Source organism: Marinobacter sp. SBS5 (assembly GCF_048285575.1).
Lineage (GTDB): Bacteria > Pseudomonadota > Gammaproteobacteria > Pseudomonadales > Oleiphilaceae > Marinobacter.
The window spans coordinates 14640-38891 of sequence record NZ_JBLWAZ010000009.1 but is presented as its reverse complement, the minus strand read 5'-3'; the positions used below and the strand labels follow the sequence as shown (position 1 = coordinate 38891).

Below are 24252 nucleotides of genomic sequence, written 5' to 3'. Positions count from 1 at the left end.
CCTGTGGCTGTTGGCGAACGCTCCTACGCTGTCGCTCCGGCACGCCGCAAAGCCAAGGCGTTATTCCAAAATCTGAATGTCCGCTTTGCGACCAAACCCAACTTCGCATTCAGGCACCAATGCATCCCTAATAGCCATGAAATCTACGTTTGCTTGGTCAGATTCGGCATATGAGTCGTGATTGGAGGGGCAGGGCAGCTGTCGGTGTCCGGCGCTATCAACAAGACACATAACAAATGGGCTGAAAAATATAACCTGTCAGGTACGCAAACCAAGGTGCATTTGAGGTGGTTGAACAATAATAACAAGTGCTCTTGAAAGTTGATTCGGTTGCCGTACTAACCAACATATTTGTACCCGGCATCTTGCAACGCTTCCTTCAGTGACTCCTCGGGAGGTTCTTCGTAAATGAGCGTGGTTGACGGTGAGACATGGCCAGCGATTTTTTGCGCGACTTTAACCGACTTCTTTTGTTCATGAATGATATTCGTCATTAACGTCCTCCGGCCGCTGTGGGAGCTGGCTCGCTCAATACCTGCCCAATGTCTCTGCATGAGAGCAAAGTGTTCCTGGAGAGTATTGGGAGAATAGGCGCCTCCTTTTTGAGTCAGAAATAGAGGATCCGTCCTTTTCACTGAGGGTTGTGCTGCCAGGCGGATCGCAAGGTGATTTCCTATAGCCGTTCTCAGCGCAACGTCATTCATCGGAAGATCACGCGATTTACCACGATGTTTTTTGACCTCAGGATAAAAATCCTCCGGCTTGATCTCGGCACCGGCCTTGACCATGGTTTCAATTCGCTGAATAAGCTGATGAAAATCGTAGACACTAAAACTGATTCGACGCCGCTGGTACGTGGATTTGGATCGCTTTAACGCATCGGAACCTTTAGTGTAGGCCGCAGGCAACGCCAGAATTTCTTTAAGCTTGAACGAGCGCTGACCAGAACGTTCAGGGCCGAGTTCTGCGACGTCCTTGATCTGAAGAAGCGCGATCTCCTGAACTCGCAGTCCAAGCTTGAAGCTGATCTGAACCAGCGCCGTGTTCTTTTCCGGGTAGCGATGCTTCTGGATAACACCTAAGAGGTGGGCGAACTGTTCGGGCGTGAGCACGCGTGCCTGGCCGGTTTTGCTCATCGGATAAGCTCCTGGTAAGCCGCTCGGATGCGAGGAGAGGGTAAAGATAAAATCCGTAATAATGTTATTTTAACGGATTTATGGTTTAGACCACAGGGTAAATTTCGATACTGTAAAAATGTCCAGTATTTGAGAGTACTGGACATTATTGCAACCCTATCAAAATCAAAGCTGAGTGCTTGTATTTCCATCGGCCGTTCCCCGCTTTGCAATATTAGCGAGCTCCGACGCAGTAGATTTTTTTGGTGAGTATCCAGGCCGGAAAAAATATTCGGACTTAATGGATGAACGTTTTCTCAAAACTTCCTTCAGTTTCGTGGATTTCCAGAAAATGATGGAGCAAGAATACCTAGGGCTAGGCTGACACCACCAACACCAATGGTTCCCAGCGACGCGATGTTGAACAGGGTGACGAAGTAATTGTCCATCACATCAAAGTGCGCCGGCGACACCCACCAACCGGAAGGGTTTGTCAGCTAAACAATAGGCTTCTTTCTGCAAACGATAAAGAACAAGGAGGTGGATCTATTGATACTTGGCCGTACCAACTTTTGAGGGATACGCCGGATTTAGTGTTTTGTGTGGAAATTTAGCACTTTGTGTGGAGAAATTTAGTACTTTGCGTGGACGTCTAGCTGCACCTCTGGATACCGAGTATACAAAGTTCTGCTCCATCCACAACTGCGCATAATGTATATTATGTTAAATCATAGTTGTGATTGGAAATACTCGTTGGTAAAGTACGCACTTCTTTGGGGAGTAGCCTGCTTCCATTAACGGAAGAGTCCGTATCAACATACTTGGCCACATGCCATGGTGCGGACACCACTTCGGTTGGCGAGACCATTGATATACCCATGCCTTAGGTCGGGCGTGTGGCTATATCGTGGACTCAATATGCCCGACCGGAGTTAAGGAATGAACCCAGTAGCCCTTCTTTTACTTGCTTTTGCCATGTCCACCGATGCTTTTGCCGCCGCGATTGGTAAAGGCGCAACCTTGAAGAACCCTCGATTTCTAGATGCTTTGCGGATGGGGCTGATTTTCGGAACCGTGGAAGCCATTACGCCCTTGATTGGATGGCTAATCGGCAAAACAGCTGCCGCATATGTTGAGGCGTGGGCCCACTGGATCGCATTTTTCCTGCTCGTCGGCTTAGGCGCACACATGATTTACGAAGGCATGAAGCCCGGCGATGAAGAGGCAGAGAAACCGTCTAGCCATTCGCCGCTCAAAGTTATTCTAACTGCCATCGGCACCAGTATTGATGCTATGGCCGTGGGTGTCGGCTTGGCCTTCATCAACGTGAACATCTGGATCGCAGCAGGCCTAATTGGTGCAGCAACGACCATCATGGTAACGGTCGGAGTGTTAGTAGGAAGGACGGTCGGCTCGTTGTTGGGTCATCGAGCGGAAATCTTTGGCGGGCTTACACTTGCAGGCGTAGGAGTGTGGATTTTGATGAGTAATTTATAGGTCAGTTCACTCAGTTTTCTTGCTTGGTCCAATTCAAATACCAGCGCTCGCTCTCAGTAGGATGCACGTTTTCTCTTCTGAGAGCGATGAAGCGCCACCCTCCTCTGCCTGATCCGCCCGTTACCGAGACGTTTTAATAACCGCTAACGCAACTCCCAACACCGATAGCAGACCACCACAAAGAGCTAGCACACCGAGACGCTCATCAAAAAGGATGTAGGCCTCCAAGGCTGTCACAGGAGGTACCAAATAAAACAAGCTAGCAACTTGAGATGCAGCTCCCCGGCGAATCAATTGCATTAAGAGCAGGATGGCACCCACTGATAGGCCTAGCACCAGCCAACCCGTGGCCAATATCAATTGCAGTTCCCAGGCAACTTCCCGCGATTCAAACGCAAAAGCGCCTATGGCAAACAGGACTGCGGCCGCGCAGTACTGAACGAAAGCCCCTGGGACCAACTCGACACCTTGGCAGTAACGCTTCTGATAGACCGTGCCAATCGAAATGCCACCTAGCGCGATCACAGTCCAGAGTAATGTCCAAAGAGGAAAGCCCGATGCTTGATCCGCTCCCCCCATTTTTTCCAGCATCACTAGAGTGACACCGACCAACCCCAGCACCAAGCCGAGCCACTGACGCATCGCGATGGCTTCCCGAAGAACCACAACTGCCACTGCCGCCGTGGCTAAAGGTTGCAAGCCGACGATAATCGAAACAACTCCAGCGGGCATACCATCCTGAATCGCATAAAACACTCCGCCCAAATAGAGTCCATGTACTAGCAACCCGGTAACCGCTGTATGGGCCACTCCATTTATAGAAGGCCATTTCGACTTCAACCACCAAGCAACCAGACCCAGAACGCCGATGGTCGCCAGCATTCGGTATAGCAACAATGTGAATGGTTCGGCGTAGGGTAGCCCGTACTTTGCGCCAATAAAGCCGGTGCTCCAAAGCCACACAAAAACTATCGGCATCAAACCAACCGTGAAACGGCCATAGCGATTAGCGGACAAAATCCTGGTTCCTATTGTGGGTCAGACAATTACTACCTGAAATCTGGCGCCGGGAAGTGGCTGCATTGCATTGAATTTTCATTCATTAGCGGTTGGAGTGTATCTGTAATAGACGGCACTTAATACTCGGGCTCGTTCGATAGCTGAATACCTCGGGACCCATAGAATAGAATTGTAATGAGAATGCTTCTCAGTATAATGCGCATCATCTTTCCTTGAAGCGCTGGAGCCCCCATGACCAAACCAGAAGTAAAAAAGCCGCTTAACCGTCATCCCCTAGCCGTTGCCATTTCACTGATTCCCTTGTCGTTGGCCGCAATGAGCGCAGCACCGGCAATGGCCCAAAACAATGAAAGCACCTCTACCCTACTGCCCGGCTTAACCGTAACGGCGGATTGGTTGGGGGCTCCGACCAAGGAATCTGAGAAAACCTACACCGGTGCTCGCACCGTCGTAGAAAAGGACCAATTGCAAAATTCGGGCGCACTGAATCTGGAAGATGCCCTGCGCCCAGTGGCAGGCGTAACGGTGCTGGATGAAACTGGCACGGGTATTTTGCCTAACATCGGCGTTCGGGGTCTCAACCCATTAAGAAGTGAGCGGTTGCAGCTGCTGGTCGATGGCTATCCAATCGCAATTGGACCATACAGCAACGTGGGTGTCTCGCTATTCCCGGTTACACTTCCCAGCTTGGAAGTTGTAGACATAGTGCGAGGCGGCGCCTCTGTGCACTACGGCCCCAACAACGTTGGCGGCGTCGTCAATATGGTGACTAAACCCATTCCCGCAGAAACCACGCAAACGCTGCGCGAGCGGATTACCATTGCCGAGGAAACGGGCAACGTCTTTACCGACACCTATTACCGTATCGGTGGGCGAGCAACTGACAACCTCGATTTGCAGCTTCAGGCAAACGTGCAGCGCGGTGACGGGTTCCGTGACCACTCCGACACCAAAGTCGACAACCTGATTCTGGACGCGCGCTATTACCTGAATGATCAGCACGAGCTGGCATCCCAACTGCAGTACTACCGGGTAGAAGCCGACCTCCCCGGCGCGCTCTCGCCAGAGGCCTATAAAGAAGATCGCACCCAAAGCCAGCGGCCCCACGACGGCTACGAAGCCGACATGAAGCGTGCAACCTTTACCTGGACCTACACGCCATCCAATAACGTTGAGTTTCAATGGCGTAATTTCGTGCACGATGCCGATCGAACGTTCTTCTTTGGTCAGAACTTTAGTAGCGGCGGCCACTGGGCAGACCCAGCGGAAGACTCTACGCTTGTTGCCGATTCCCCGCGCCTGTTCACTGTCTACAGCACCGAACCAAGACTCGCGATCAAGCGTGGCCGGCATGACATCACCGTTGGTGCCCGCTTCGTCAGCGAAGATGTGGAGTTTGACGTAAACCGGCTCACTTTGGAGACCAACGAGCGTAATGCCGCACGAGATTGGCATCTGGACACCCGTGCCATGGCGTTTTACCTGAGCGATACGGTGTCGTTCCTTGATGATCGCCTGACCGTCACACCGGGGCTTCGGTACGAAGACGTTGCCATGGACTTTCAGGATAATTTGAACAACCAGAAAGAAGAGAATAACGCAGAAGAGTGGTTGCCCGGGCTGACCGTTGGTTTACAAGCGTCAGACGAACTGTTCGTGTTTGCGAACAGCCAGCGGTCACTCGTACCGGTGCAGATTGCCCAGACTACCCGCGAAGGCGAAGTGGCAAACGAAACCGCATGGAACCACGAGCTGGGCGCTCGTCTTCAGGTTACGCCGGATTTACTCTCTTCAGCGACTCTGTTCCGGATCGATTACGAAGATCAGATTCAGTTCAACCGATCCACTAGCCGATACGAAAACCTTGGCGAAACCCGCCATCAGGGTGTCGAGCTGTCCAATCGCTTGTACCTCAACAACACATGGGAATTGGGGCTTGGATATACCTTTTTGGATACCGAACAGCTGAACGGCGGCAACGAAGGCAATGAGCTGCCTAACGCCCCGCGCCACAAAGTCAGCGCCGATGCGGTGTACAACTATCAGGCGTGGGATGCCCGCCTTAACTGGGTGTACGTCAGTTCCAGCTACAGCGATGCGGACAACACCGAACAGGAAACCGACAACGGTAGCTCAGGCAAGCTACCGGATTACCATCTGGTCAATGCTCGGCTTGGGCGTGATTTCGCGGTCGGCAGCGGCAACGTGTTAAACCTTGGCTTGGCCGTCAACAACTTGCTTGATGAAGACTATTACTTCCGTGGCGTAGACGTTAGCCCGGTTGGCCGTGTGCCGCAGCCTGGCCGTAGCTTTGTTCTCGAAGCACAGCTTGATTTCTAATGTTTGGTTTTCGGAATTTGGCAATAGCGCTGCTCTGTGTTCTGGTTGTCCCGGCCGGCTGGGCGGACAATCAGAACCTAGAGCTGACCGATGACCGCGGGGCTACCCTGCGGTTAACGTCAGCAGCAGTCCGACCAGCAGCAATTTCATCCTTTGGCGCCGATGTGTCGTTGGCGCTTGGCATCGTTCCGGTAGCCGTTACGGACTACGGCCTTCAAGGTGTGCCAGACTACCTGGCCGGCCAACTTAAAGGCGTCCAGACTTTGGGCCCACGGCATCAGCCCAATTTGGAAATACTGTCGGAGCTCTCGCCTGATCTCGTTATCGCCATTCGGCGCTATACCGAGAAAGACGGGGCTCATATCGAATCGATCGCCCCCCTACTCGCGCTGGACCTCATATCCTTACCCGACAGCCTTCGCGCTGTAGATTTGGCGGGGCGAGCATTGGGAGCCCATGAAAAAGCAGTCGCGTTGAATGGGGAATTTCTGGAACGGCTTAAGAAACTCGCCGCACGCGCCGACGGCAATCCCGTAAAGACGATTGCATTGCTGACCAGTGGCAGTGAAACCCCCTTCATTTATTACGACCACTTTCTGCCTACCGCGTTGCTGGAAAAGCTCGGCTTCGACAGCGTAGGGGGCCATCCAAACCCGGAAAACGGCATTCCGTTGGGCTACAGAATCAGTCTGGAAGCACTGCTGGAGCTTAATCCGGACATCATTCTTATGTTGCCGACAAGCCGACAGCGTGCATTTACGATGAACCCGATTTGGCCATACCTGAAAGCAGTACGCGGTGACCGCGTATTTGAAGTGCCTCACTACTGGAAAGAAGGTGCAGGCCCAATCGCCCGCGAGCGCATCCTTGAAGACATCGAGCGGTTGCTAGTCCATCCCTCTGAAGCGGTCGCTGATAAATAATGGAAAATGAAACCACCGTGCGCCCTCATAGGCTGTACAGCGCAGCAATCTTGGTTTTGTCTATCCTGTTTGTACTGGGTTTAATGGCCGGTTCCCGGTGGGTCTCGCTGCCGTCTTTATGGGCCGCAGTGAACGGTGGCGGAGATATGCTGACCAAAGTCAGCGTGATGGAGTTACGACTACCCAGAAATCTGCTGGGCATGCTGGGCGGTGCAGCGCTGGGAGTAGCCGGCGCGGTCATGCAGGGCGTTACCCGAAACCCGTTAGCATCGCCAGGCCTGACCGGCGTGATTGCATGTGCAGCATTGGCGGTGGTCTCACTCAGAACCTTAGCCTCACCGGATGCATTCTGGCTCCCCCTGATGGCACTTGCCGGAGGCCTTCTGGGTGGCGCGCTCACCTTCGTGATCGCTGGCAGGCGACAACTTCAGCCTGAGCGGGTCGTACTTGCTGGTATTGCAGTCACCTCTCTGGCCACTGCTGTGACCACTGGCCTATTACTAGTTTCCGGCGCTGAAGCAGCCGAACTCTATTATTGGTTAGCGGGGAGTCTGATGGGACGCGGATGGGTGCACTTCGAGTTGGTGCTGCCGTGGCTTGCGTTACCGCTGTTGGTTATGTTGTTCATGCATCGCCCGTTCAAATTACTGCAACTCGACGATGACCTCGCACTGGCCATGGGATTAGCCGTTGGGCGCTGGCGTCTCACTTTTCTGCTGCTAGCACTCCTGATGGCCGCCGCACTCGTGGCTTTCACCGGCCCGATCGTGTTTATCGGATTGGTATCACCCCACATCGCCAAACGATTGATTGGCAGCCAAATCAAACACTGGCTCCCTCTGAGTGCATTGCTCGGAGCATTGCTGCTGCTGGCCGCCGACATGCTGGCCCGACAGCTCGCTTTCCCGCAAGAGTTGCCAGTGGGCATGCTCACTGCCCTGATCGGAGCGCCCTGGCTGATCTATCTTCTTAACACCAAAGCATCAGCCCGGAGCGCATAAGGTGACAGCCAACGTAACGGTAAACAAGCCTTCGAATCGCCTAGCCACAGGCCTGGTAATCGGGGGGATTGGCTTAATACTGGCTGTCACGACTGGCGTCCAGGCAGGGTCCGTAGACCTGACATGGTCGCAGATCTGGGCAGCTTTGGCAGGCGACAGCACCGAACACGTTCAAAGGGTCATTTTCGAAATCCGATTGCCCCGAACCCTGGTTGGGCTGATGATCGGAATTCATTTTGCCGTGTCGGGGTGGTTACTTCAGCTACTCAGCCGAAACCCCTTGGCGGAACCCGGTATTCTGGGTATTTCTGCTGGTGCCAGCCTGGTGGCGGTGATCGCCTTTATCATCGGAGACTGGTTGGTTTCCAGCGCGAATCCCTATAACAACGCTTCTCCCGTGCTTCACTATTTACCGTTGTTCGCGATGGCCGGTGGATTAATTGCGGCATCGGCGGTGTATTTGTTGGGTCTGAGCAATGGCCGTTTGTCACCGTTGAAGATGACCCTGACCGGCGCGGTGATCGCCGGTATGCTCCATGCATTGACCACCGGTGCGCTGGCGTTCTGGGGCCACGCCCATACCGAACTGGTTGCGCAGTGGCTAGCCGGCTCGCTCTATGGCGCAAAGTGGAACCATCTTAGTTCGTTGCTTCCATGGACGGTCATCGGGTTGGCTGGTGTTGTCCTGCTCGTAAGACCATTGAAAGTGATGCAACTGGACGACCAACACGTTCACACCCTAGGGTTGTCGCTCAATCGCTGGCGAGCGTTTGCCCTGCTGATCGCTACCCTGCTCGCGGCCAGCGCCGTTGGCGTTGCGGGCCCAGTGGGCTTTATTGGGCTATTGATTCCGCACATTAGCCGCAAACTGGTTGGAGCAAACCTACCGGCGCAGCTTCTGTTTTGTGTCGTGTTCGGCGCCCTGCTGACGGTTGGCGCTGATGTGCTCGGGCGAACTCTGTTTACACCCTACGAGGTGCCCGTAGGCGTAGTGTCCGCCATTCTCGGCGTGCCCTTCTTTCTCTATCTGTTATCGCGGCAATCCTGAGGCCAGATACCACCATGATACGAACCGAACAGCTCTCGTTAGCGTATGGCGCAACACCCGTTGTAAACAATGTTTCTCTGACGATTCCCGAAGGGGGGATTACCTGTTTGCTGGGGCCCAACGGGTCCGGTAAGAGCACCTTATTAAAAAGTTTTGCCGGGTTGTTGCCAGCACGTTCCGGACAGGTTTTGCTGGACGGGCAACCAGTAAACGAATGGGATCGCCGCCGTTTGGCATTACGCCTCGCCATGTTACCGCAAAAGCCGATAGTGCCAGACGGCATCCTCGTGAAAGATCTGGTTGCGTTGGGGCGTTTTCCTCATCGAAAGTGGTGGCAGCGTCACCACGCCGACGACAATCGAATCGCCTACCAATCCATGGATATGACCGGGGTATCCCAATTAGCTGAGCGGCCAGTCGAGTCGCTTTCCGGTGGGCAACAACAACGAGTGTGGATAGCCATGGCCCTGGCTCAGGAAACCACAATTTTGCTTTTGGATGAACCCACTACGTTTCTGGATTGGGGCTACCAACTGGAGGTGCTGGAGCTTCTCGCCAAACTTAATCGCGAGCATGGATTGACCGTGGTCATGTCTCTGCACGATCTCAATCAAGCTGCACAGTTCGCCGATCAGATTGCGATTATGGCAGAGGGTCAGCTGGAGACTACCGGTAGCCCCAGCGAAGTCATTACCGAAGCATTGATCCAAAGAGTTTTTCGGGTTGAAACCACCGTGTCACATCAAGCCAACGGCAGACCATTCTGTTCGGGCTATGCGGCTGCCTATAAAGCTGCAACGACTACTCTTAACATGCATCATGTTTAGTAGATTCAGGTGATAGCTTGCTCATCATCAAAGGTTTAGAATTGCGCCAATCTTGGCTGCTGGAAGCCATGTTCCGACCACTCTAGTATCAGGTTTCTTGTCCCTATGACTGCCCTCGATATTGCTCTCATATCTTTTGCTGTGCTGGCGCTGCTTGGCGTTATCTTCGAAGAAGTTATTCACGTAAATAAGGCAAAAACGACGTTGTTCTTCGGAACACTCAGTTGGATGCTGCTTTTTTTGTTCAGCGGCGGTTCTGAAGAAACGGCAGTCATTGGTACGGGTCTTTCCGAAAGCATTGCAGAAATTGCAGGCCTCTGGCTGTTTCTGGTTGCGGCCATGACGTTTGTTGCTTACCTAAACAAGAAAGGCATGATCGAGAACATGATCTATCTGATTATGCCCCGGCACGTTACGGAGCGGCGCTTACTGTTCCTGACAGGCCTTTTCTGTTTCGTGTTTTCATCGTTAGCAGACAACATAACCGCCACGCTGGTGTCATGTTCACTGATCCTGTCATTAAACCTTGAACTTAAGAAACGATTACAATTCATTGTTTTAGTTGTATTTGCCGTGAACTCGGGCGGGGTCTCTTTGATCACGGGCGATGTGACCACCCTGATGATTTTCTTGGCAGAGAAGGTTGAGATCGTGACTTTGCTCACGTTGGCCATTCCAGCTTCTATTACGGTATTCATACTGGCGGTGCTTCTGTCTCGGGGCTTAGACGGGACGGTTGAGCTGAAAGCCAATACAAATGAGGTTCGAACGGTAGACGCCGTCATTGCCGGGCTCTTTCTGGTCACTATTATCGGGACGATCACGGTTAACGCGCTGTTCAGCGTGCCGCCTGTACTTACTTTCCTGTTCGGCCTTTCAATCATGTTCCTGGTGTCCCGCTTTATGAGCGACGACAACGACCTGGACCCGATCCTTGAATACATACGAGTGATCGAGTTTGAGACCTTGCTGTTCTTCCTAGGCATTTTGCTGCTGGTCGGCATGCTTAAGGAAATTCATGCACTGGATTCCTTAGTCGCGATTTATGACGTGCTACCGCCCATCTATGCGAACTACTTGATGGGGATTTTCTCGGCAGTGATCGATAACGTGCCGTTAACGGCTGCGTTGTTGAAAGCGGGCATCGATATGAGCCCAGCTGAGTGGATGGGCCTAACTTACGCAGTAGGTGTTGGAGGTTCGTTGCTGGTTATTGGCTCTGCGGCCGGTATTGTCGCCATGAGTAAGATCGACGGTCTGACCTTCGGTGCTTATATGCGTTATGCGCTGCACCTGCTGCTGGCTTATTCGATGGGTTATGGTGGCGTGTTGCTTTTGGGTCGTTTCATATTGGCTTAACGAAAAATGCCCGCGGGCTTTCAGCGCGCGGGCATTTCTTGGCAGGCCGGTTTAGAAGTTAAACTGAACGCCTAAGCCGATGCCGTCTATGGTCACGTCGTCGTCATCGTAGTAACGCATGTATTCGAGGTTACCTGATAGGTTTTGGGCCATCTCGAAGTTTAGACCGGCACCGTAAGAAAAGTCAGAATCATCATCCGAATCAGAACCGAAAGCCGTGTCGACTTCAAGCTCAGTGCGGGTAAAGCCGATCACAGCGTATGGAGTGACGGGGCTTTCGTTAACCATGTTAAAGGTCGCGTAGCCACCGAAGAAGTTATTCACTTCTATATCTGCCACCCCGTTAATATCGTCATCATTAACGCCAAAGCCCGCACGAGCTTCAAAGCCTATGTATTCGTTAGCCATTACGCCAACCTTGCCAGAGAGAGTACCTACGTCGGCATCTTCCCCGTCAAAATCCAAGTTCATAAACGTGTAATTCAGACCCGCATACAGCGCACCAACCCCAGACTTATACATGTCCGCAGCCGATGCCGTTCCTGCCATAGCGATACCCGCGGTAGCAATGGATGCGATCAGCAAGTTTTTTCGAATAGTCATCAGCTTTCTCCTCAGCATGAACAACGTTATTTTGCTTCTCCCTTTAACTTGAACGATCAAGGCCGATATAGCCATAGGGAAAAACGAAATTTAACGTCTTTTAATTTCCCGTTAATACTTGGTAGAAGGCCCTGTTTCCTTGCGGTTGCACGGAACGGGGGGTATCCTTCCGCATCTCACTGTTAGCTGTTTTGGGCACCTCTTGAGAAACCTTAGTCCTGTCATTCTAATCGTCAGCATCATGTTTATACTTCTCAGTGTATTCATGACGTTACCGATTTTTCTGCTTTCTTTTACACCGTCTGGTGCGCCCAATGCCACTGCGTTCGCAGAATCGGCGGCTCTGGTATTTATCATTGGGGTGATTGGCGTGCTGAGCACCCGCCACCGGTCAAGAGACTTAAAACCTCGCTACATGTTCGTGCTGACCGTCTCCAGCTGGTTCATTATTTCTGCGTTATCTGCACTGCCCTTCTATCTGAGCGACAACGGGTTGTCTCTGGCAGACGCTGTTTTTGAGGGCACATCAGGGATCACAACCACTGGCGCAACGGTGTTAACGGGGCTCGATGATTTCGATAAAGACCTGTTGCTTTGGCGCTCGATTCTTCAGTGGCTGGGCGGCATTGGCATCATCGGTATGTTCGTTGCGGTACTGCCGCTTCTCCGTGTGGGCGGCATGCGCCTGTTCGCCACCGAATCCTCTGAGTGGACAGATAAAGCACTACCCCGCATGAAAACTCTGAGTCGCGGCCTGCTGGTTGTCTATGTGGTGCTGACAACGGTCGCCGTGTTGACGTACTGGGTGTCGGGCATGTCGCTGTTTGATGCCTTTAACCACGGCTTGACCAGTATCGCGACCGGCGGGTTTTCAACATCTGACTTCTCGATGGGCAAATTCAACGACCTGATTCTGGCAGAAGCCACGCTTTTCATGATTCTAGGCAGTTTGCCGTTCTTCCTGTTTGTTCGGGAAATGCATGGCCAACACTTCGCCTTGTTTCGGGATCAGCAGGTTCGGCTTTTTCTAACCATCCTGCTTACCATTCCGGCGCTGCTAACGCTTTACCGCTGGTGGGTATCACCGGTTCATTTTGATCCGCTGCATAATTACATCTCGGTGCTTTTCAACGTAACGTCAGTGATCAGCACATCCGGCTACGCCTCCGAGGACTATTCCGCGTGGGGGCCTTTGGCTTTCGTGGTGTTTTTCTTTCTGATGTTCGTAGGCGGGTGTTCCGGCTCCACCGCCGGCGGCATGAAGATCTTCCGATTCCAGCTTTCGTTGATTGTTCTTCGTGAACAGCTGATGAGGCTTTTGCATCCCCGAGCAGTGTTCACCCGAAACTACAACGGCAGAGCGGTCAGCGATGAAATCATCTCGTCAATGATTGCCTACACATTTATGTTTCTGCTGTGCTTTCTGGTGATCACGGTTCTGCTGGCCTCCCTTCAGCTCGACTTCATCACCTCCTTGTCCGGCGCTTTAACATCGCTGACCAACGTTGGCCCGGGCTTGGGTGACATTATCGGCCCTGCCGGTACGTTCGGTCCGCTACCAGACGCTGCGAAATGGATTCTGTCGGTGGGTATGCTGATGGGGCGACTGGAGATTTTGAGTGTGGTGATTGTGCTTTCACCGGGGTTCTGGCGCGGCTGATCCTGCCACGCCAGAATATGCCCGGTTAATCTTGCTCGGGCTGATGGCTCTCATCGTGCCTGCGTGCTGCCAGTGCATTAATGACTGGGTTCGCATACATATCAAGCAAATACCTTCTGCCGGCCTCATCGCAAGCATCCAGACGCCTGTTCAGCTCGGCCTTCGCTTCTTCCCGCTCTTCGTTCGAATAAGCGCCAGCCGCAATCGCGTCGATACCCAGGGTGTTAGCCGTTTCGGGTGTTTCAACTTGTAAGCTGCGCATTTCATAAGCCGCCAGGTTCGACGCGTGCAGGTGATAGTTGGCATGCATCTCATGGTCGATACGTGCAGCCAGTGCCTTGGGGTTATCAGGTGCATCGGAAATTGGTGCCCCGAAATGCACGTGTACATGCCCTTTCGGCCCGGTTAGTCCTTTCATGATCTGCTCGGAATCCTCGCCCTCAGCCTTCATGTACGTTCCGGTACGCTCGCGAATCTCCAGCTCTCTGGCTTTGTCGGCATCGCAGGGGTCGTATTCGTAGGAGATAGACACCGGCACAATGTGAAGTCGGCTGAGCGCTTCATCAAAGCCCAAACCGGATTTCTTCTTGCTCATGTAGAACATTTTGATGATGGCCGGGTCTGTGGCATCGATGCCGTCTTTCGCCCGCCCCTCGCGCTGAGCAATCCAAACGCTGTGATTGGTATCAATGCTGTGATTGATGAACCCGGAAAGTGTTAGGTAAGCATCGCGCATCTCGCGTGGGCTGGTGATATTACGTCGCACCAGAAAGCTTTTGTTGAGCTTCATCATTTCGGCGAACACACGGTTGGACAACAGGTTGTCCCCGATAGCAATCCGCGTGGTCTGGAACCCGTTCTGGAACAGCAGGTAGTTCACGATCATCGGGTCGCAGACGATATCACGATGGTTCGAGATAAACAGATGAGCGCTGGTCTTGCTGAGATTCTCAAGGCCGCTGTGGGTGACTTTCAGGGTGGTATTCTCAACCAACTCACCGACATAACCTGACAAACTAATTTGGAGGTCATCGACCGTCTTGATATGACCAAAGTGCTTCAACAACCACCGGCGGATGTAAAATCTTAGCGGCGCCGGTGCCCAAGCAGCCAGCCGCGGGGATCTGAAGCGGCCGATCATGTTCAGGAATTCAGAATCATTAACCAGCCGTTGAATAGTGGGAGCAGTTTCTTCGTCCGAGTAGGGTCGAATTGAGTCAAATTCCTGCATGCGGGCCCTGTTGTTGTTCGCGGATGTTAATCGGATTTATAAGCGGTGCGGTATTGTAGCCGGTATAGAGCCGGTTTGCCTCTATCCAAAAGCCGTGGGCACCCTTCCAAAGACTGAATCTGGTATGATTCCGAGCCTGAAATGAACCCTGCCCAAAGGCCAGCACGCATCATGTACCACGATCAGGACTTCGAGCAATTAGCCAAAGAGCGCCCATTGGTTTCGGACAAGAGCCCGGAGCAAGTGCTGCACGAGGTTTTTGGTTATGAATCCTTTCGCCCACTGCAGGGTGACATTGTTCGTGAAGTCATTAGCGGCGGCGATGCATTGGTACTCATGCCCACCGGCGGCGGTAAATCCCTGTGCTACCAAGTGCCCGCACTGGTTCGAACCGGCACCGCGATTGTTATTTCGCCGTTGATTGCGTTGATGCAAGACCAAGTCAACGCACTGCGTGAATTGGGTGTAAAAGCGGCGTTCCTGAATTCGTCCATGGACTACGAGCAGGCTCGCGCCACTGAATATGCGCTGATGACCGGCGAGCTGGATCTACTCTACTGCGCGCCCGAACGCCTGATTCAACCACGTATCATCGAACTGCTGCACAACGCATCGTTATCGATGTTCGCGATTGATGAAGCTCACTGCGTGTCACAGTGGGGCCATGATTTCCGGTCGGATTATCTTCAACTCAGCATGTTGGCCGAAGAGTTCCCTGGCGTACCTCGCATTGCGCTAACCGCAACCGCAGATGAGCGAACTCGGAAAGAGATTGCCGAACGTTTATCTCTCACGAACGCCAAGCATTTTGTCAGCGGTTTTGATCGGCCGAACATTCAATACCGAATCACACCAAAGACTAATGCAAACAAGCAGTTGCTGGACTTTATCAAAGCTGAACATCAGGATGATTGCGGAATTGTCTATTGCCTTTCCCGAAACAAGGTAGATGCTACGGCGAAGTTACTGGCCGACAAAGGTTATACCGCCCTTCCCTATCATGCTGGCCTGTCCAATGAAGAGCGGTCCCGCAATCAGGAACGTTTTCTGAGGGAAGACGGTGTCATTGTTGTGGCCACCATCGCCTTTGGCATGGGCATCGACAAGCCTGATGTTCGGTTCGTTGCGCACCTTGATTTGCCGAAAAGCCTGGAAGCTTACTACCAGGAAACCGGGCGTGCGGGGCGGGATGGAAAGCCTTCAACGGCTTGGATGGTTTACGGCCTGCAAGATGTCATCAAGCTACGCCAAATGCTGGAAACCTCCCAAGGCAACGATCAGTTCAAGCGAGTTGAACGCCAAAAGCTGGACGCCATGCTTGGCCTGTGTGAAGTCACCCAATGCCGTCGTCAGGTTTTACTGCGCTACTTCGGCGACACTCTGGAAGAACCCTGTGGGAATTGCGATACCTGCCTGACACCGCCGGAAACTTGGGATGGCACTGTCGCCGTGCAGAAAGCATTGTCCTGCGTTTTCCGTACCGGTCAGCGTTACGGCGTAACTTATCTGATTGACGTGCTGCGAGGTTCGAGTAATGAACGCATCCTGCAGGCCGGCCATCAAGCCATATCTACCTTCGGAATTGGTACCGAGCTGTCGGCAAACGAATGGAAGTCAGTCTTCCGTCAATTGGTGGCAAACGGCTACCTGCGAGCGGATCCAGACGGTTACGGGGCGCTTCAGTTAACGGAGATGTGCCGCCCCTTACTAAAAGGCGAACAACGCATCGAGTTGCGCAAAGACCCGGTGGTGAAGAAGTCGTCGTCCAGTGCCGGATTTGGCAAGCGAAGCGGCTCCAACGTAAAAGACCAAATCACCGATCAGGCTGGTTGGGATGCGCTACGTGCCTGCCGCAAAGAGCTGGCGGACAAGCAAGGTGTGCCGCCTTACGTGATTTTCCACGACACCACGCTATTCGACATGCTGGAACGTCGGCCAAACTCGCTGGAAGAGCTGGCCGAAGTCAGCGGTGTCGGCGCAGCGAAGCTGGAGAAATACGGTGATATTTTCCTGCAAACGCTGCGCGAGATTGCTCAGGCCTGAGGCTTGAAGCCCTTCTTGCGCACGCGGTATTGGGCATAAGACGTAGCAACGTGATTGCCGTCTTTATCCCTTAGAACGCCTTCCAGAGTGAACTTGCCTCTGCCGGTCGCATCGGCTTCTGCCAATACCGCAGCCACGGTTTCTTCAGGGAGGTTGAATTCAACTTCCACGTCTGAATCGGCAGGCTGTAGAAATTCCAGCGTCATGCTTTTCAGGATAGGCGTGTAGGCAGGGCCCAGATCGAACAGCGCCAAAATGCCGCCCGGGATCTCAGCCACGAGGAAGTAGGCACCGGCATACAGACTGCCAAAATGGTTTTTGTTGCCCTTCAGCTTTACCTTGGCCCGCACATAGCCTGGGCGAACTTCTTGAACCGAGAAACCGTTACGGGTGGTAAACGGAATAGCCATACCCACAATGCGATTGATTGCGGTATAGCTGCCCGTCTTTTTTAGCCACTCCACCGGCTGCAACAAGGTTGCTTTTGCATCGGTATGTCCAACCCACTGGCCGGCAGTGCCGATGAGCGTATCAATAATAGCCATAATGCGGCTCCTCTAATTGTTGAGGAGGGAATAATTACAATACTGTTGCTTCGGTTCAAGAAACTTCGCGTAATTTCGGGTATTTTTAACGAAGAATACTCAGTTTTCCGTTAATCTTGCAGATCGTCCGATCCTGTTAGCTATAGAAGGACCTAGAGCTTGTTATCCCTTCTCAGAATCAAAGTAATGCGAGCGCGATACCTTTTGGGAGTTACAGCGGCACTATTATGTCCGCAAAGCTTCGCTGAGCCAGCTGACTCACCCGGCATCAGTAGTTACATTCTTTGGTATCGGAGCTACGACAACCCGGCCATTCTCTCCTTGATACAGCTGGCCCTTGAGAAAACGCCTGAATACGGCGACTTCAAACTGATTCGAAGCCAGGAGTTAAGCCAGGGGCGCGTCCTTCGGGAGCTTGCTAATCCCGAGTCCCGCTTGGTCGATATCGCCAATGTAGCCACCTCACCTGAGCGCGAACGCTTTCTTACACCGATCCCCATTCCAGTCGATGGCGGGCTCCTTGGATTCAGGGTCTGCTTGGTGCTACCGGAAAACCTGACAAAGTTCGACGACATCCAAAGCCTGGAAGACCTCCACACCCGGAATCTTCGCATTGGTCAAGGCGCACACTGGCCGGACACCCCCATTCTCGAAAGTAACGGCGTTAACGTGGTCACGCACAGTCGCTATGAAATCTTGTTTGCCATGCTCAGAAATCAGCGCTTCGATTGTTTTGCGAGGGGAATTAGTGAAGTCATGTTTGAAATGGGGCGAGCGGAGACAAAAGGCCTGGTGGTCGAGCCTACGCTGCTTTTCGCCTACGCCATGCCCTCTTACTTATTTGTCGGCCCAGACGATCTTGAAACCGCACAACGCCTACAACTGGGCCTGGAGCGCGCCATTGTTGACGGAACGTTTGCCTCATACCTGAAGCGTTCGTTCGGAGACAGTGTGGCCGAGCTGAAGCTTGATAGTAGAACCGTCATCACCTTAGACAACCCTCACCTAACGGAAGACTCCGAGCATGTTGCTAGAAACATACTCGATAACCTGAAGCGTAGAATCGAGTTTCTAACCAAGGAAGAGGATTAGGAAAGCTGGAGCTATTCGCGGGCCATCCATGGTCCCGCTCGGTAAACACAATCACTCCACTTTAAAGCGGCTCACTTTGTCATGCAGTGTTTGGCCGATGGTTTCAATTTGACCGCTGTACACGTCATTCTCACTCGTGGCCTCCGCCGCTGCCTGACCTTGCTCCGCAATGCGCGTGATCGACGCGTTCAGCTCTTCAGTAACAGACGTCTGCTCTTCCGAAGCGGTGGCAATCTGAGAGGTCATCTGACTGATTGAAGTGATGGCTTCTGCAATTCGATTCAAAGACTCCATCGCATCCTGAGCTTTTTCCATACTCACATTAGAAACCGCGGTAGACGCCTTCATCACGTCAACAGCATCGTTAGCACCTTTTTGCAGGCGCTCGATCATATTATTGATTTCTTCGGTTGAGGCTCGGGTGCGTTGCGCCAGATTCCGTACTTCATCGGCAACCACCGCGAAACCACGGCCTGCTTCGCCAGCTCGAGCCGCTTCAATCGCAGCGTTAAGCGCCAGCAGGTTGGTTTGTTCAGCAATACCTTGAATCACTTCAAGAACCGTGGTGATCGAAGAAACGTCCTGTCCGAGCTTATCAATCACCTCAGCGGCAGCCGTAATCTCATGAGAAAGCTTTTGCACGGCATCACGCGATGCCGCAACCGTTTCCCGAGAACCCAAGCTTTCATGATCAGCTTGCTCGGCGGCTTCCGCTGTTTGCTGGGCGCTTTGAGCAATTTCGTTCGCAGCGGCGGACATTTCATTAATGGCCGTAGCCACCATGTTGATCTCGCCTTGTTGCCCTTCCACGCTGTCGCGACTTTTGCTTGAGGTTTGCCTGAGTGATGTCACATTCTGAGACAACTCCTCACTGCCTTCCTTAACTTCACTCACCACTTGCTGAATATTAGAAACGAACTTGTTGAAGTTCCCCGCGAGAATCCCGAATTCGTCACTGGCACTGTCATCAAGGCGCTGAGTAAGATCTGCATCACCGGACGCAATATCTGACATGGCATCGTTCAATCTCCGTACCGGAGCCATCAATGTACGAATACCAACGTGCAAAATGATCAGGGCGAGAATCAAACCAACAATGGCGATGGACAAGCTGGCAACTCTTGCATCCACGACAGGCTGGGTGATTTGGTCCCAATTAACAACGGAGCCAATGTACCAATCCACGCTTCGAGCATCAGAGATGGGAAAAAACGCGACGCTCCACTCTGTACCATCCCTTTCGAATCTGGCCGGGGTGCCATCCTTTGCCGGAGAATACCCAAGGAAATCCCGTGCACTTTTACCGATCAGCGACTGGTCGGGGTGGAACAGGATGGTTCCGTTACTGTTCATCAGTATGGCGTAGCCGGCATCTCCGAGGGTGATCGAAGCCAGCAGCTCTTGAATCATGTTCAGGCTGATATCCATACCTGCAACACCTTCGAATTTGCCCGAAGAAACCGGGGCGATGGCAGATATGATTGTTTCACCAGATGCCGCATCCTGATAGGTTCCGGTGAACGAAACTTTACCTTCCTCGCGCGCCTGTTTGTACCAAGGGCGCTTCCTAGGGTCGAAGCTGTCGCCCAAGCTTTGCTCGGAGGCTTTCGAGCGCATGATCATACGGCCATCCGTAGTGCCGACATAGACATCCTTCGCATTGCCGCCTTCAGTCATGGTGTTTAAAAGCAAACGTGCCTGCTCGTCCGTTTCTATTTTTGAAAGCGCCTTCGCTGTGGCACTGGTCATATCCAAACGGGAGTTCAGCCAGCCAGCGATGGTATCGGTGCTCTGGTTAACCGCACCGTCTAACATCGCAAATACATAGGTGTCTGTCGTCTTCTGAATTTGCCGATCAGAAGTAAAGGTGAATACTGCCATGATGACGGCGATCAGTACGCCGACAGCAACCAGCAGCTTCTGCCCGAATGAAAGTTGCACGATGAATGTTCCTCCAAAGAATGAGCGGTGCGCGAGTTTAATTTAGTTGTACGCGCGGCACAGTTACCAAGTGTATCGGCGGCCCCTGCTTGTTCTTTAGGTGAACGTGTGGGTGCCGGCATACTCTGCTAATATTCGACGCACCGTCGTCTTTTGCCGATGCTGAACCCTAACGGAGAGAGTTTGAATGGCCCACGAAGATCTACATTTGAATCTGCGCAACCTCACCCTCGATGACTACAGCGAATTACAGGCGTTGATGGACGATGTGTATGACGACATCGGCGGCGCTTGGCCAAAAGACACCATCAAAACCCTGGTTGAACAGTTTCCGGACGGGCAGGTTTGTATTGAGGAAAGCGGCAAACTTGTGGCCGTTGCGCTAACTGTGTGCGTGAAGTACGAAAGGTTCAGCAACCCGCACGCCTACGACGACCTGATTCTTCGAAACGAAAAGATTTGGCATAACCCCAACGGCGACTCGTTGTACGGTCTGGATGTGTTCATTCATCCCGAATACCGTGGTTATCGTTTGGGCCGTCGTTTGTATGAAGCGCGTAAAGAACTCTGCCGCTCCATGAACCTTAGGGCGATTCTGGCAGGTGGGCGAATTCCTAACTACTTCAAATATGCCGAGCAATACACGCCGGAAGAATACATTCAGCGGGTAGATCGAAAAGAGATCTACGACCCTATTCTGAGCTTCCAGCTATCCAATGACTTTCAGGTCACCCGGTTAATGCACAAATACCTGCCGGAGGATGAAAAGTCACTTGGTTATGCCACTCTGCTGGAATGGCGCAACATCCTTTACCTACCGCCCACCTCCGTTCTGGACGTTAAAAAAACCCAAGTCCGTATGGGTGCCGTTCAGTGGCAGATGCGAGAGTTTGCTTCCGTCGAAGAAGTCCTTAAGCAGGTTGAGTATTTTGTCGATGCTCTGTCCGACTACAAAAGTGACTTTGCCCTATTCCCTGAATTTTTCAACGCACCTTTGATGGGCCTGACGGATCAGATGGATCAAACCCGAGCCATCCGTTTCCTGGCCGGGTTTACCGAGCAGTTCCGTAACGAAATGTCGGATATGGCGGTCAGCTACAACATCAACATCATTACAGGGTCGATGCCCCTCATTGAGGATGACCGTGTGTACAACGTTTCTTACTTGTGCCACCGGGACGGCCGCGTTGATGAACAGCGCAAAATTCACATCACCCCCCACGAACGACGCGATTGGGTGATCGAAGGCGGCCACGAATTTAACGTGTTCGAGACGGACGCCGGCCGAGTCGCCATCCTCATTTGTTATGACATTGAGTTCCCCGAGTTGGGCCGTATTGCCGCCGAAAAGGAAGTCGATATCATTTGCGTGCCTTTCTGGACGGACACCAAAAACGGCTATCTCAGAGTGCGGCATTGTGCTCAGGCAAGAGCCATTGAAAATGAGTGTTATGTTGTCATTACTGGCAGTGTTGGTAACCTACCGAAGGTCGAGAATCTGGACGTACAGTACGCCCAGTCTTCCGTGTTTTCTCCATCGGACTTTGCCTTCCCTCACGACGCGGTGATGGCCGAGACAACACCTAACACGGAAATGATCATGTTTTCCGATATGGACCTCGACAAACTCAAGTTGGTACGAAATGAAGGCTCGGTGACCAACCTGCTGGATCGTCGGGTCGATCTTTACCAAATAAAAACGCGAAAAACAGCAATAGAATCATAAACAGGGAAAACGGGTGTCATTGCCAAACGGATACAGTCCGTCTATTGTTCAAATTACGCCCGTTTTAAGTTGTCGCCATTAGAAACAGAGAACAGGTTTCATGAATAACGCTTTACCGGACCTTATCGCCCACTTCCGCTACCGTCATGGCTTCTTCCGCCGCGAAGCCGTTCATGCCCGGTTGTATGAGCTGGACAGCTTTGGTTGTGTGATGAAAACCGATAAGCCTTTCGAACCTGGCGACACGGTCACGCTTGATCTTGTGATGAAAATGCCACTGGATGACATTCGGGCAGAGGGTATATCCGGCCTCGTTACCGAGAAAAGAAAACACTGCAGCAACTTCTTCTACTCGATTGATTTCATTCATCTTGATGAGAATGAAAACTCCCTGTTAAGCGATAAGCTACGCCGAATTAGAGAAGTGCTCTACAAGAAGCAAACGCTCAGATCGCGCAGGGCTGCCGGCCCAGCATCATTATCACGGCAAACAGCCTGAATTGTTTTCTAACCTACGCCTTCCAGCAAGGAGACAGCCTGATGGCAAAGAAATCCAAGCCAAGCATTGAAGCAATCGTTAAATCGGTTAATAAAGAATTTGATAAAGCATCCACGCAGATCGAGGGCTTAATTAATGACGCCCTTAAGCAATTGGATCAGCTGCAGAGCCAGGTTCAGGAGCCTGTCCGCAAGCTACTTAAGGAAGTCGAAGAGCTACGGGAGCGTGAAATCGGGCGCTTTAATGACGAGCTCGAACGCCGAATGAATGATTTCCATGAGCTGCAAACAAGCTTGCTTGAGAAGTTGGGGATCGCGTCGAAAGAAGTCGAAACCGACGTAAAAAAAGTAGCGAAAAGCACAGCCAAAAAAGCTAAGAGTGCAACTAACACCGCTAAGCCTGCAGCCAAGAAACCTGCTGCGAAAAAGGCCCCTACCAAGAAGCCTGCGGCTAAGAAACCTGCTGCAAAAAAGCCAGCCGACAAGACAGACCTGACCTTAGTTAAGGGCATTGGGCCTGCAACAGCCAAGAAAATGAAAGAGGCCGGCATCACCTCGATTGAGCAAATCGCTAACCCGAGTGGTGACGACAAGAAAAAACTGGAAGGTTTTAAGAGCGTGAAAGGCTTCGACAGCCTGTCTAGTGAAGCGAAAAAGCTACTTTAAGCTTTAGGCTGACCAACGAGCGCCAGGGCTTTCTCCAAGCTCTGGCGTTCTTGCTCAGGTTGGAAGGTGTCAGAAAGCTCCACCACCCTCTTCTTAAGCTCCGCCAAAAACTCTTCATCACTCTCAACACGTACCAACAAATCTGCCAAAGCACGGTCATCCTTAGCCGGGAAATACCCCGGGTAATCATCACCCAGTAATCCCCTGTTCCCCGGTATGTCCGATGCCAGTATCGGCAATTCAGCCCGACAGGCTTCAGAGATAACGTTGGCGCCCCCCTCCATAACGGAGCTGATCACCATCACACTGCTGACCGCTATCAACGTTCCTAACTCAGTAGCGTTGAGCTCACCTAACCAACGAAACCTTGGGTTGCTGCGGCTCTCCTGTAAAGCCCTTTCTCGCCATTCATCACTGTGAGGCTTACCGGCACAGGAGACAATAATGTTTGAATCGTCTGGCAGGTGGCGGCTGGCTACAGCCGCTCTCAGGGAGTCTTTTTCATCTCTGAGGTGCCCCAGTACACAAATGTGAAATTGCCCAGGTTCCAGTCGAGAGCCTCCGAAGGCTTCTGGTTTGTCCGCTGATTGGCGTAACGTCAGCAATTTGCTTTCATAGCGTTTGGGGATGTCCTTCCCGACCAAATCGTGCAGTCCGATCAAAAGGTCGGCAAGGTCCATCGACTCATAGGTGACTTCTGGGTATTCGTGCTGGTGGTAATAAATATCCGTGCCGGTCAGCACTACAATCAGCGGCGTTCCCGGCCAGGCAGCCTTGAATGCTTTGATTGCTTTCGCGCTGCGCCAGGCATGAAGAGCGATGAGAACATCGCATTGAACGCCCTGATACTCCGTTTCAACTGCAACCTGATGACCAGACTGCTGAAGCAGCCGCTGCCATCGCATAGCTGTTGCCCGGTTGCCAGCTTTGGAATCCGGCCCTGCCGGAGTAATAATAATGATGTTCATAATCGCCAAATTCGGAGGTTTCAAAGATTCTGCATGGGTAGATGCGTTAGGTAAAGTATTGACTTGGAAAGCGGTTCATCAATCGCGTAATTCAAGGTATCCTGAAATGGATATTGGCATCCGCCTTTCCCTCGCTGATCTGAAATAAC

The 24252-nt window shown here is 52.3% G+C and carries 21 protein-coding genes and 1 riboswitch; of the genes, 14 read left to right on the top strand and 7 right to left on the bottom strand.

What is annotated here, in order from left to right; all coding sequences use genetic code 11:
* Positions 1 to 338 precede the first annotated feature (338 nt).
* Positions 339 to 1136, bottom strand: a complete 798-nt coding sequence (locus ACNQ6O_RS14800) for a tyrosine-type recombinase/integrase (RefSeq protein ID WP_418053975.1) — start codon at positions 1134 to 1136, stop codon at positions 339 to 341.
* Positions 1137 to 1878: 742 nt separating this feature from the next.
* Positions 1879 to 2006, top strand: a riboswitch (yybP-ykoY riboswitch).
* Positions 2007 to 2054: 48 nt separating this feature from the next.
* Here ACNQ6O_RS14800 and mntP point away from each other — a divergent pair.
* Complete coding sequence (gene mntP, locus ACNQ6O_RS14795) at positions 2055 to 2612, top strand: manganese efflux pump MntP (RefSeq protein WP_418053974.1); 558 nt, start codon at positions 2055 to 2057, stop codon at positions 2610 to 2612.
* A gap of 120 nt (positions 2613 to 2732) precedes the next feature.
* Here the strand turns inward: mntP and ACNQ6O_RS14790 are convergent, their stop codons facing one another.
* A complete protein-coding gene (locus ACNQ6O_RS14790; protein ID WP_418054069.1) occupies positions 2733 to 3590 on the bottom strand; it encodes a DMT family transporter in 858 nt (285 codons plus the stop codon).
* A 273-nt stretch (positions 3591 to 3863) separates the two neighbouring features.
* Between ACNQ6O_RS14790 and ACNQ6O_RS14785 the strand changes: the two genes are divergently transcribed.
* The 6 genes from ACNQ6O_RS14785 to nhaD all read left to right on the top strand — a co-directional run bounded on the left by ACNQ6O_RS14785 (position 3864) and on the right by nhaD (position 11130).
* Positions 3864 to 5972 (top strand): TonB-dependent receptor family protein, encoded by a 2109-nt coding sequence (locus ACNQ6O_RS14785; protein ID WP_418053973.1) that lies wholly within the window; start codon positions 3864 to 3866, stop codon positions 5970 to 5972.
* Between the two features lie 17 nt (positions 5973 to 5989).
* Positions 5990 to 6895, top strand: coding sequence for an ABC transporter substrate-binding protein (locus tag ACNQ6O_RS14780; protein ID WP_418053972.1), 906 nt, complete (start codon positions 5990 to 5992; stop codon positions 6893 to 6895).
* Entirely contained in the window at positions 6895 to 7896 is a 1002-nt protein-coding gene (locus ACNQ6O_RS14775; RefSeq protein WP_418053971.1) for an iron ABC transporter permease, read from the top strand. The genes ACNQ6O_RS14780 and ACNQ6O_RS14775 overlap by 1 nt, the downstream gene beginning before the upstream one ends.
* Position 7897: 1 nt before the next feature.
* The gene (locus ACNQ6O_RS14770) at positions 7898 to 8944 is read left to right on the top strand and encodes a FecCD family ABC transporter permease (RefSeq protein ID WP_418053970.1); all 1047 of its coding nucleotides are present in this window, start codon (positions 7898 to 7900) and stop codon (positions 8942 to 8944) included.
* A gap of 14 nt (positions 8945 to 8958) precedes the next feature.
* Positions 8959 to 9771, top strand: coding sequence for an ABC transporter ATP-binding protein (locus ACNQ6O_RS14765; RefSeq protein ID WP_418053969.1), 813 nt, complete (start codon positions 8959 to 8961; stop codon positions 9769 to 9771).
* Between the two features lie 105 nt (positions 9772 to 9876).
* Positions 9877 to 11130, top strand: coding sequence for a sodium:proton antiporter NhaD (gene nhaD, locus ACNQ6O_RS14760; RefSeq protein WP_418053968.1), 1254 nt, complete (start codon positions 9877 to 9879; stop codon positions 11128 to 11130).
* A gap of 51 nt (positions 11131 to 11181) precedes the next feature.
* On the opposite strand, the gene ACNQ6O_RS14755 is transcribed toward nhaD, so the two are convergent.
* Positions 11182 to 11733: a porin family protein gene (locus tag ACNQ6O_RS14755; protein WP_418053967.1), complete on the bottom strand. Its 552-nt coding sequence runs from the start codon at positions 11731 to 11733 to the stop codon at positions 11182 to 11184.
* Positions 11734 to 11974: 241 nt separating this feature from the next.
* On the opposite strand from ACNQ6O_RS14755, the gene ACNQ6O_RS14750 reads away from it, so the two are divergent.
* Complete coding sequence (locus ACNQ6O_RS14750) at positions 11975 to 13393, top strand: TrkH family potassium uptake protein (protein ID WP_418053966.1); 1419 nt, start codon at positions 11975 to 11977, stop codon at positions 13391 to 13393.
* Positions 13394 to 13418: 25 nt separating this feature from the next.
* Here ACNQ6O_RS14750 and ACNQ6O_RS14745 read toward each other — a convergent pair whose 3' ends face one another.
* Positions 13419 to 14624, bottom strand: a complete 1206-nt coding sequence (locus ACNQ6O_RS14745) for a 1-acyl-sn-glycerol-3-phosphate acyltransferase (RefSeq protein WP_418053965.1) — start codon at positions 14622 to 14624, stop codon at positions 13419 to 13421.
* A gap of 171 nt (positions 14625 to 14795) precedes the next feature.
* Between ACNQ6O_RS14745 and recQ the strand changes: the two genes are divergently transcribed.
* Positions 14796 to 16667, top strand: coding sequence for a DNA helicase RecQ (recQ, locus tag ACNQ6O_RS14740; RefSeq protein WP_418054068.1), 1872 nt, complete (start codon positions 14796 to 14798; stop codon positions 16665 to 16667).
* On the opposite strand, the gene ACNQ6O_RS14735 is transcribed toward recQ, so the two are convergent.
* On the bottom strand, positions 16658 to 17212 hold the full coding sequence (locus ACNQ6O_RS14735) for a YiiD C-terminal domain-containing protein (RefSeq protein WP_418053964.1): 555 nt from the start codon (positions 17210 to 17212) through the stop codon (positions 16658 to 16660). The genes recQ and ACNQ6O_RS14735 overlap by 10 nt on opposite strands.
* A 186-nt stretch (positions 17213 to 17398) precedes the next feature.
* Here ACNQ6O_RS14735 and ACNQ6O_RS14730 point away from each other — a divergent pair, with 186 nt between their 5' ends.
* Positions 17399 to 18304 carry a hypothetical protein gene (locus ACNQ6O_RS14730; protein ID WP_418053963.1) on the top strand — a complete coding sequence of 302 codons (906 nt, stop codon included), beginning with the start codon at positions 17399 to 17401 and terminating at the stop codon, positions 18302 to 18304.
* A 51-nt stretch (positions 18305 to 18355) separates the two neighbouring features.
* Here ACNQ6O_RS14730 and ACNQ6O_RS14725 read toward each other — a convergent pair whose 3' ends face one another.
* Positions 18356 to 20245 (bottom strand): methyl-accepting chemotaxis protein, encoded by a 1890-nt coding sequence (locus tag ACNQ6O_RS14725; RefSeq protein WP_418053962.1) that lies wholly within the window; start codon positions 20243 to 20245, stop codon positions 18356 to 18358.
* A 187-nt stretch (positions 20246 to 20432) separates the two neighbouring features.
* On the opposite strand from ACNQ6O_RS14725, the gene ACNQ6O_RS14720 reads away from it, so the two are divergent.
* From ACNQ6O_RS14720 to ACNQ6O_RS14710, 3 genes are all read left to right on the top strand, one after another.
* Positions 20433 to 21971 carry a GNAT family N-acetyltransferase gene (locus tag ACNQ6O_RS14720; RefSeq protein ID WP_418053961.1) on the top strand — a complete coding sequence of 513 codons (1539 nt, stop codon included), beginning with the start codon at positions 20433 to 20435 and terminating at the stop codon, positions 21969 to 21971.
* 100 nt (positions 21972 to 22071) lie between these two features.
* Positions 22072 to 22470 (top strand): hypothetical protein, encoded by a 399-nt coding sequence (locus ACNQ6O_RS14715; RefSeq protein ID WP_418053960.1) that lies wholly within the window; start codon positions 22072 to 22074, stop codon positions 22468 to 22470.
* A gap of 41 nt (positions 22471 to 22511) precedes the next feature.
* On the top strand, positions 22512 to 23135 hold the full coding sequence (locus tag ACNQ6O_RS14710; RefSeq protein ID WP_418053959.1) for a helix-hairpin-helix domain-containing protein: 624 nt from the start codon (positions 22512 to 22514) through the stop codon (positions 23133 to 23135).
* On the opposite strand, the gene senB is transcribed toward ACNQ6O_RS14710, so the two are convergent.
* A complete protein-coding gene (senB, locus tag ACNQ6O_RS14705) occupies positions 23132 to 24103 on the bottom strand; it encodes a selenoneine biosynthesis selenosugar synthase SenB (protein ID WP_418053958.1) in 972 nt (323 codons plus the stop codon). The genes ACNQ6O_RS14710 and senB overlap by 4 nt on opposite strands.
* On the opposite strand from senB, the gene ACNQ6O_RS14700 reads away from it, so the two are divergent.
* Complete coding sequence (locus tag ACNQ6O_RS14700; protein WP_418053957.1) at positions 24093 to 24251, top strand: hypothetical protein; 159 nt, start codon at positions 24093 to 24095, stop codon at positions 24249 to 24251. The genes senB and ACNQ6O_RS14700 overlap by 11 nt on opposite strands.
* The last annotated feature ends 1 nt before the right edge of the window (position 24252 follow it).

Bases quoted from the DNA above. Each gene is read 5' to 3' on its own strand.
- ACNQ6O_RS14800 (WP_418053975.1), bottom strand. From the start codon at position 1,136: ATGAGCAAAACCGGCCAGGCACGCGTGCTCACGCCCGAACAGTTCGCC.
- mntP (WP_418053974.1), top strand. From the start codon at position 2,055: ATGAACCCAGTAGCCCTTCTTTTACTTGCTTTTGCCATGTCCACCGAT.
- ACNQ6O_RS14790 (WP_418054069.1), bottom strand. From the start codon at position 3,590: ATGCCGATAGTTTTTGTGTGGCTTTGGAGCACCGGCTTTATTGGCGCA.
- ACNQ6O_RS14785 (WP_418053973.1), top strand. From the start codon at position 3,864: ATGACCAAACCAGAAGTAAAAAAGCCGCTTAACCGTCATCCCCTAGCC.
- ACNQ6O_RS14775 (WP_418053971.1), top strand. From the start codon at position 6,895: ATGGAAAATGAAACCACCGTGCGCCCTCATAGGCTGTACAGCGCAGCA.
- ACNQ6O_RS14765 (WP_418053969.1), top strand. From the start codon at position 8,959: ATGATACGAACCGAACAGCTCTCGTTAGCGTATGGCGCAACACCCGTT.
- nhaD (WP_418053968.1), top strand. From the start codon at position 9,877: ATGACTGCCCTCGATATTGCTCTCATATCTTTTGCTGTGCTGGCGCTG.
- ACNQ6O_RS14755 (WP_418053967.1), bottom strand. From the start codon at position 11,733: ATGACTATTCGAAAAAACTTGCTGATCGCATCCATTGCTACCGCGGGT.
- ACNQ6O_RS14750 (WP_418053966.1), top strand. From the start codon at position 11,975: ATGTTTATACTTCTCAGTGTATTCATGACGTTACCGATTTTTCTGCTT.
- ACNQ6O_RS14745 (WP_418053965.1), bottom strand. From the start codon at position 14,624: ATGCAGGAATTTGACTCAATTCGACCCTACTCGGACGAAGAAACTGCT.
- recQ (WP_418054068.1), top strand. From the start codon at position 14,796: ATGTACCACGATCAGGACTTCGAGCAATTAGCCAAAGAGCGCCCATTG.
- ACNQ6O_RS14735 (WP_418053964.1), bottom strand. From the start codon at position 17,212: ATGGCTATTATTGATACGCTCATCGGCACTGCCGGCCAGTGGGTTGGA.
- ACNQ6O_RS14730 (WP_418053963.1), top strand. From the start codon at position 17,399: ATGCGAGCGCGATACCTTTTGGGAGTTACAGCGGCACTATTATGTCCG.
- ACNQ6O_RS14720 (WP_418053961.1), top strand. From the start codon at position 20,433: ATGGCCCACGAAGATCTACATTTGAATCTGCGCAACCTCACCCTCGAT.
- ACNQ6O_RS14715 (WP_418053960.1), top strand. From the start codon at position 22,072: ATGAATAACGCTTTACCGGACCTTATCGCCCACTTCCGCTACCGTCAT.
- ACNQ6O_RS14710 (WP_418053959.1), top strand. From the start codon at position 22,512: ATGGCAAAGAAATCCAAGCCAAGCATTGAAGCAATCGTTAAATCGGTT.
- ACNQ6O_RS14700 (WP_418053957.1), top strand. From the start codon at position 24,093: ATGATGTTCATAATCGCCAAATTCGGAGGTTTCAAAGATTCTGCATGG.
- senB (WP_418053958.1), bottom strand. From the start codon at position 24,103: ATGAACATCATTATTATTACTCCGGCAGGGCCGGATTCCAAAGCTGGC.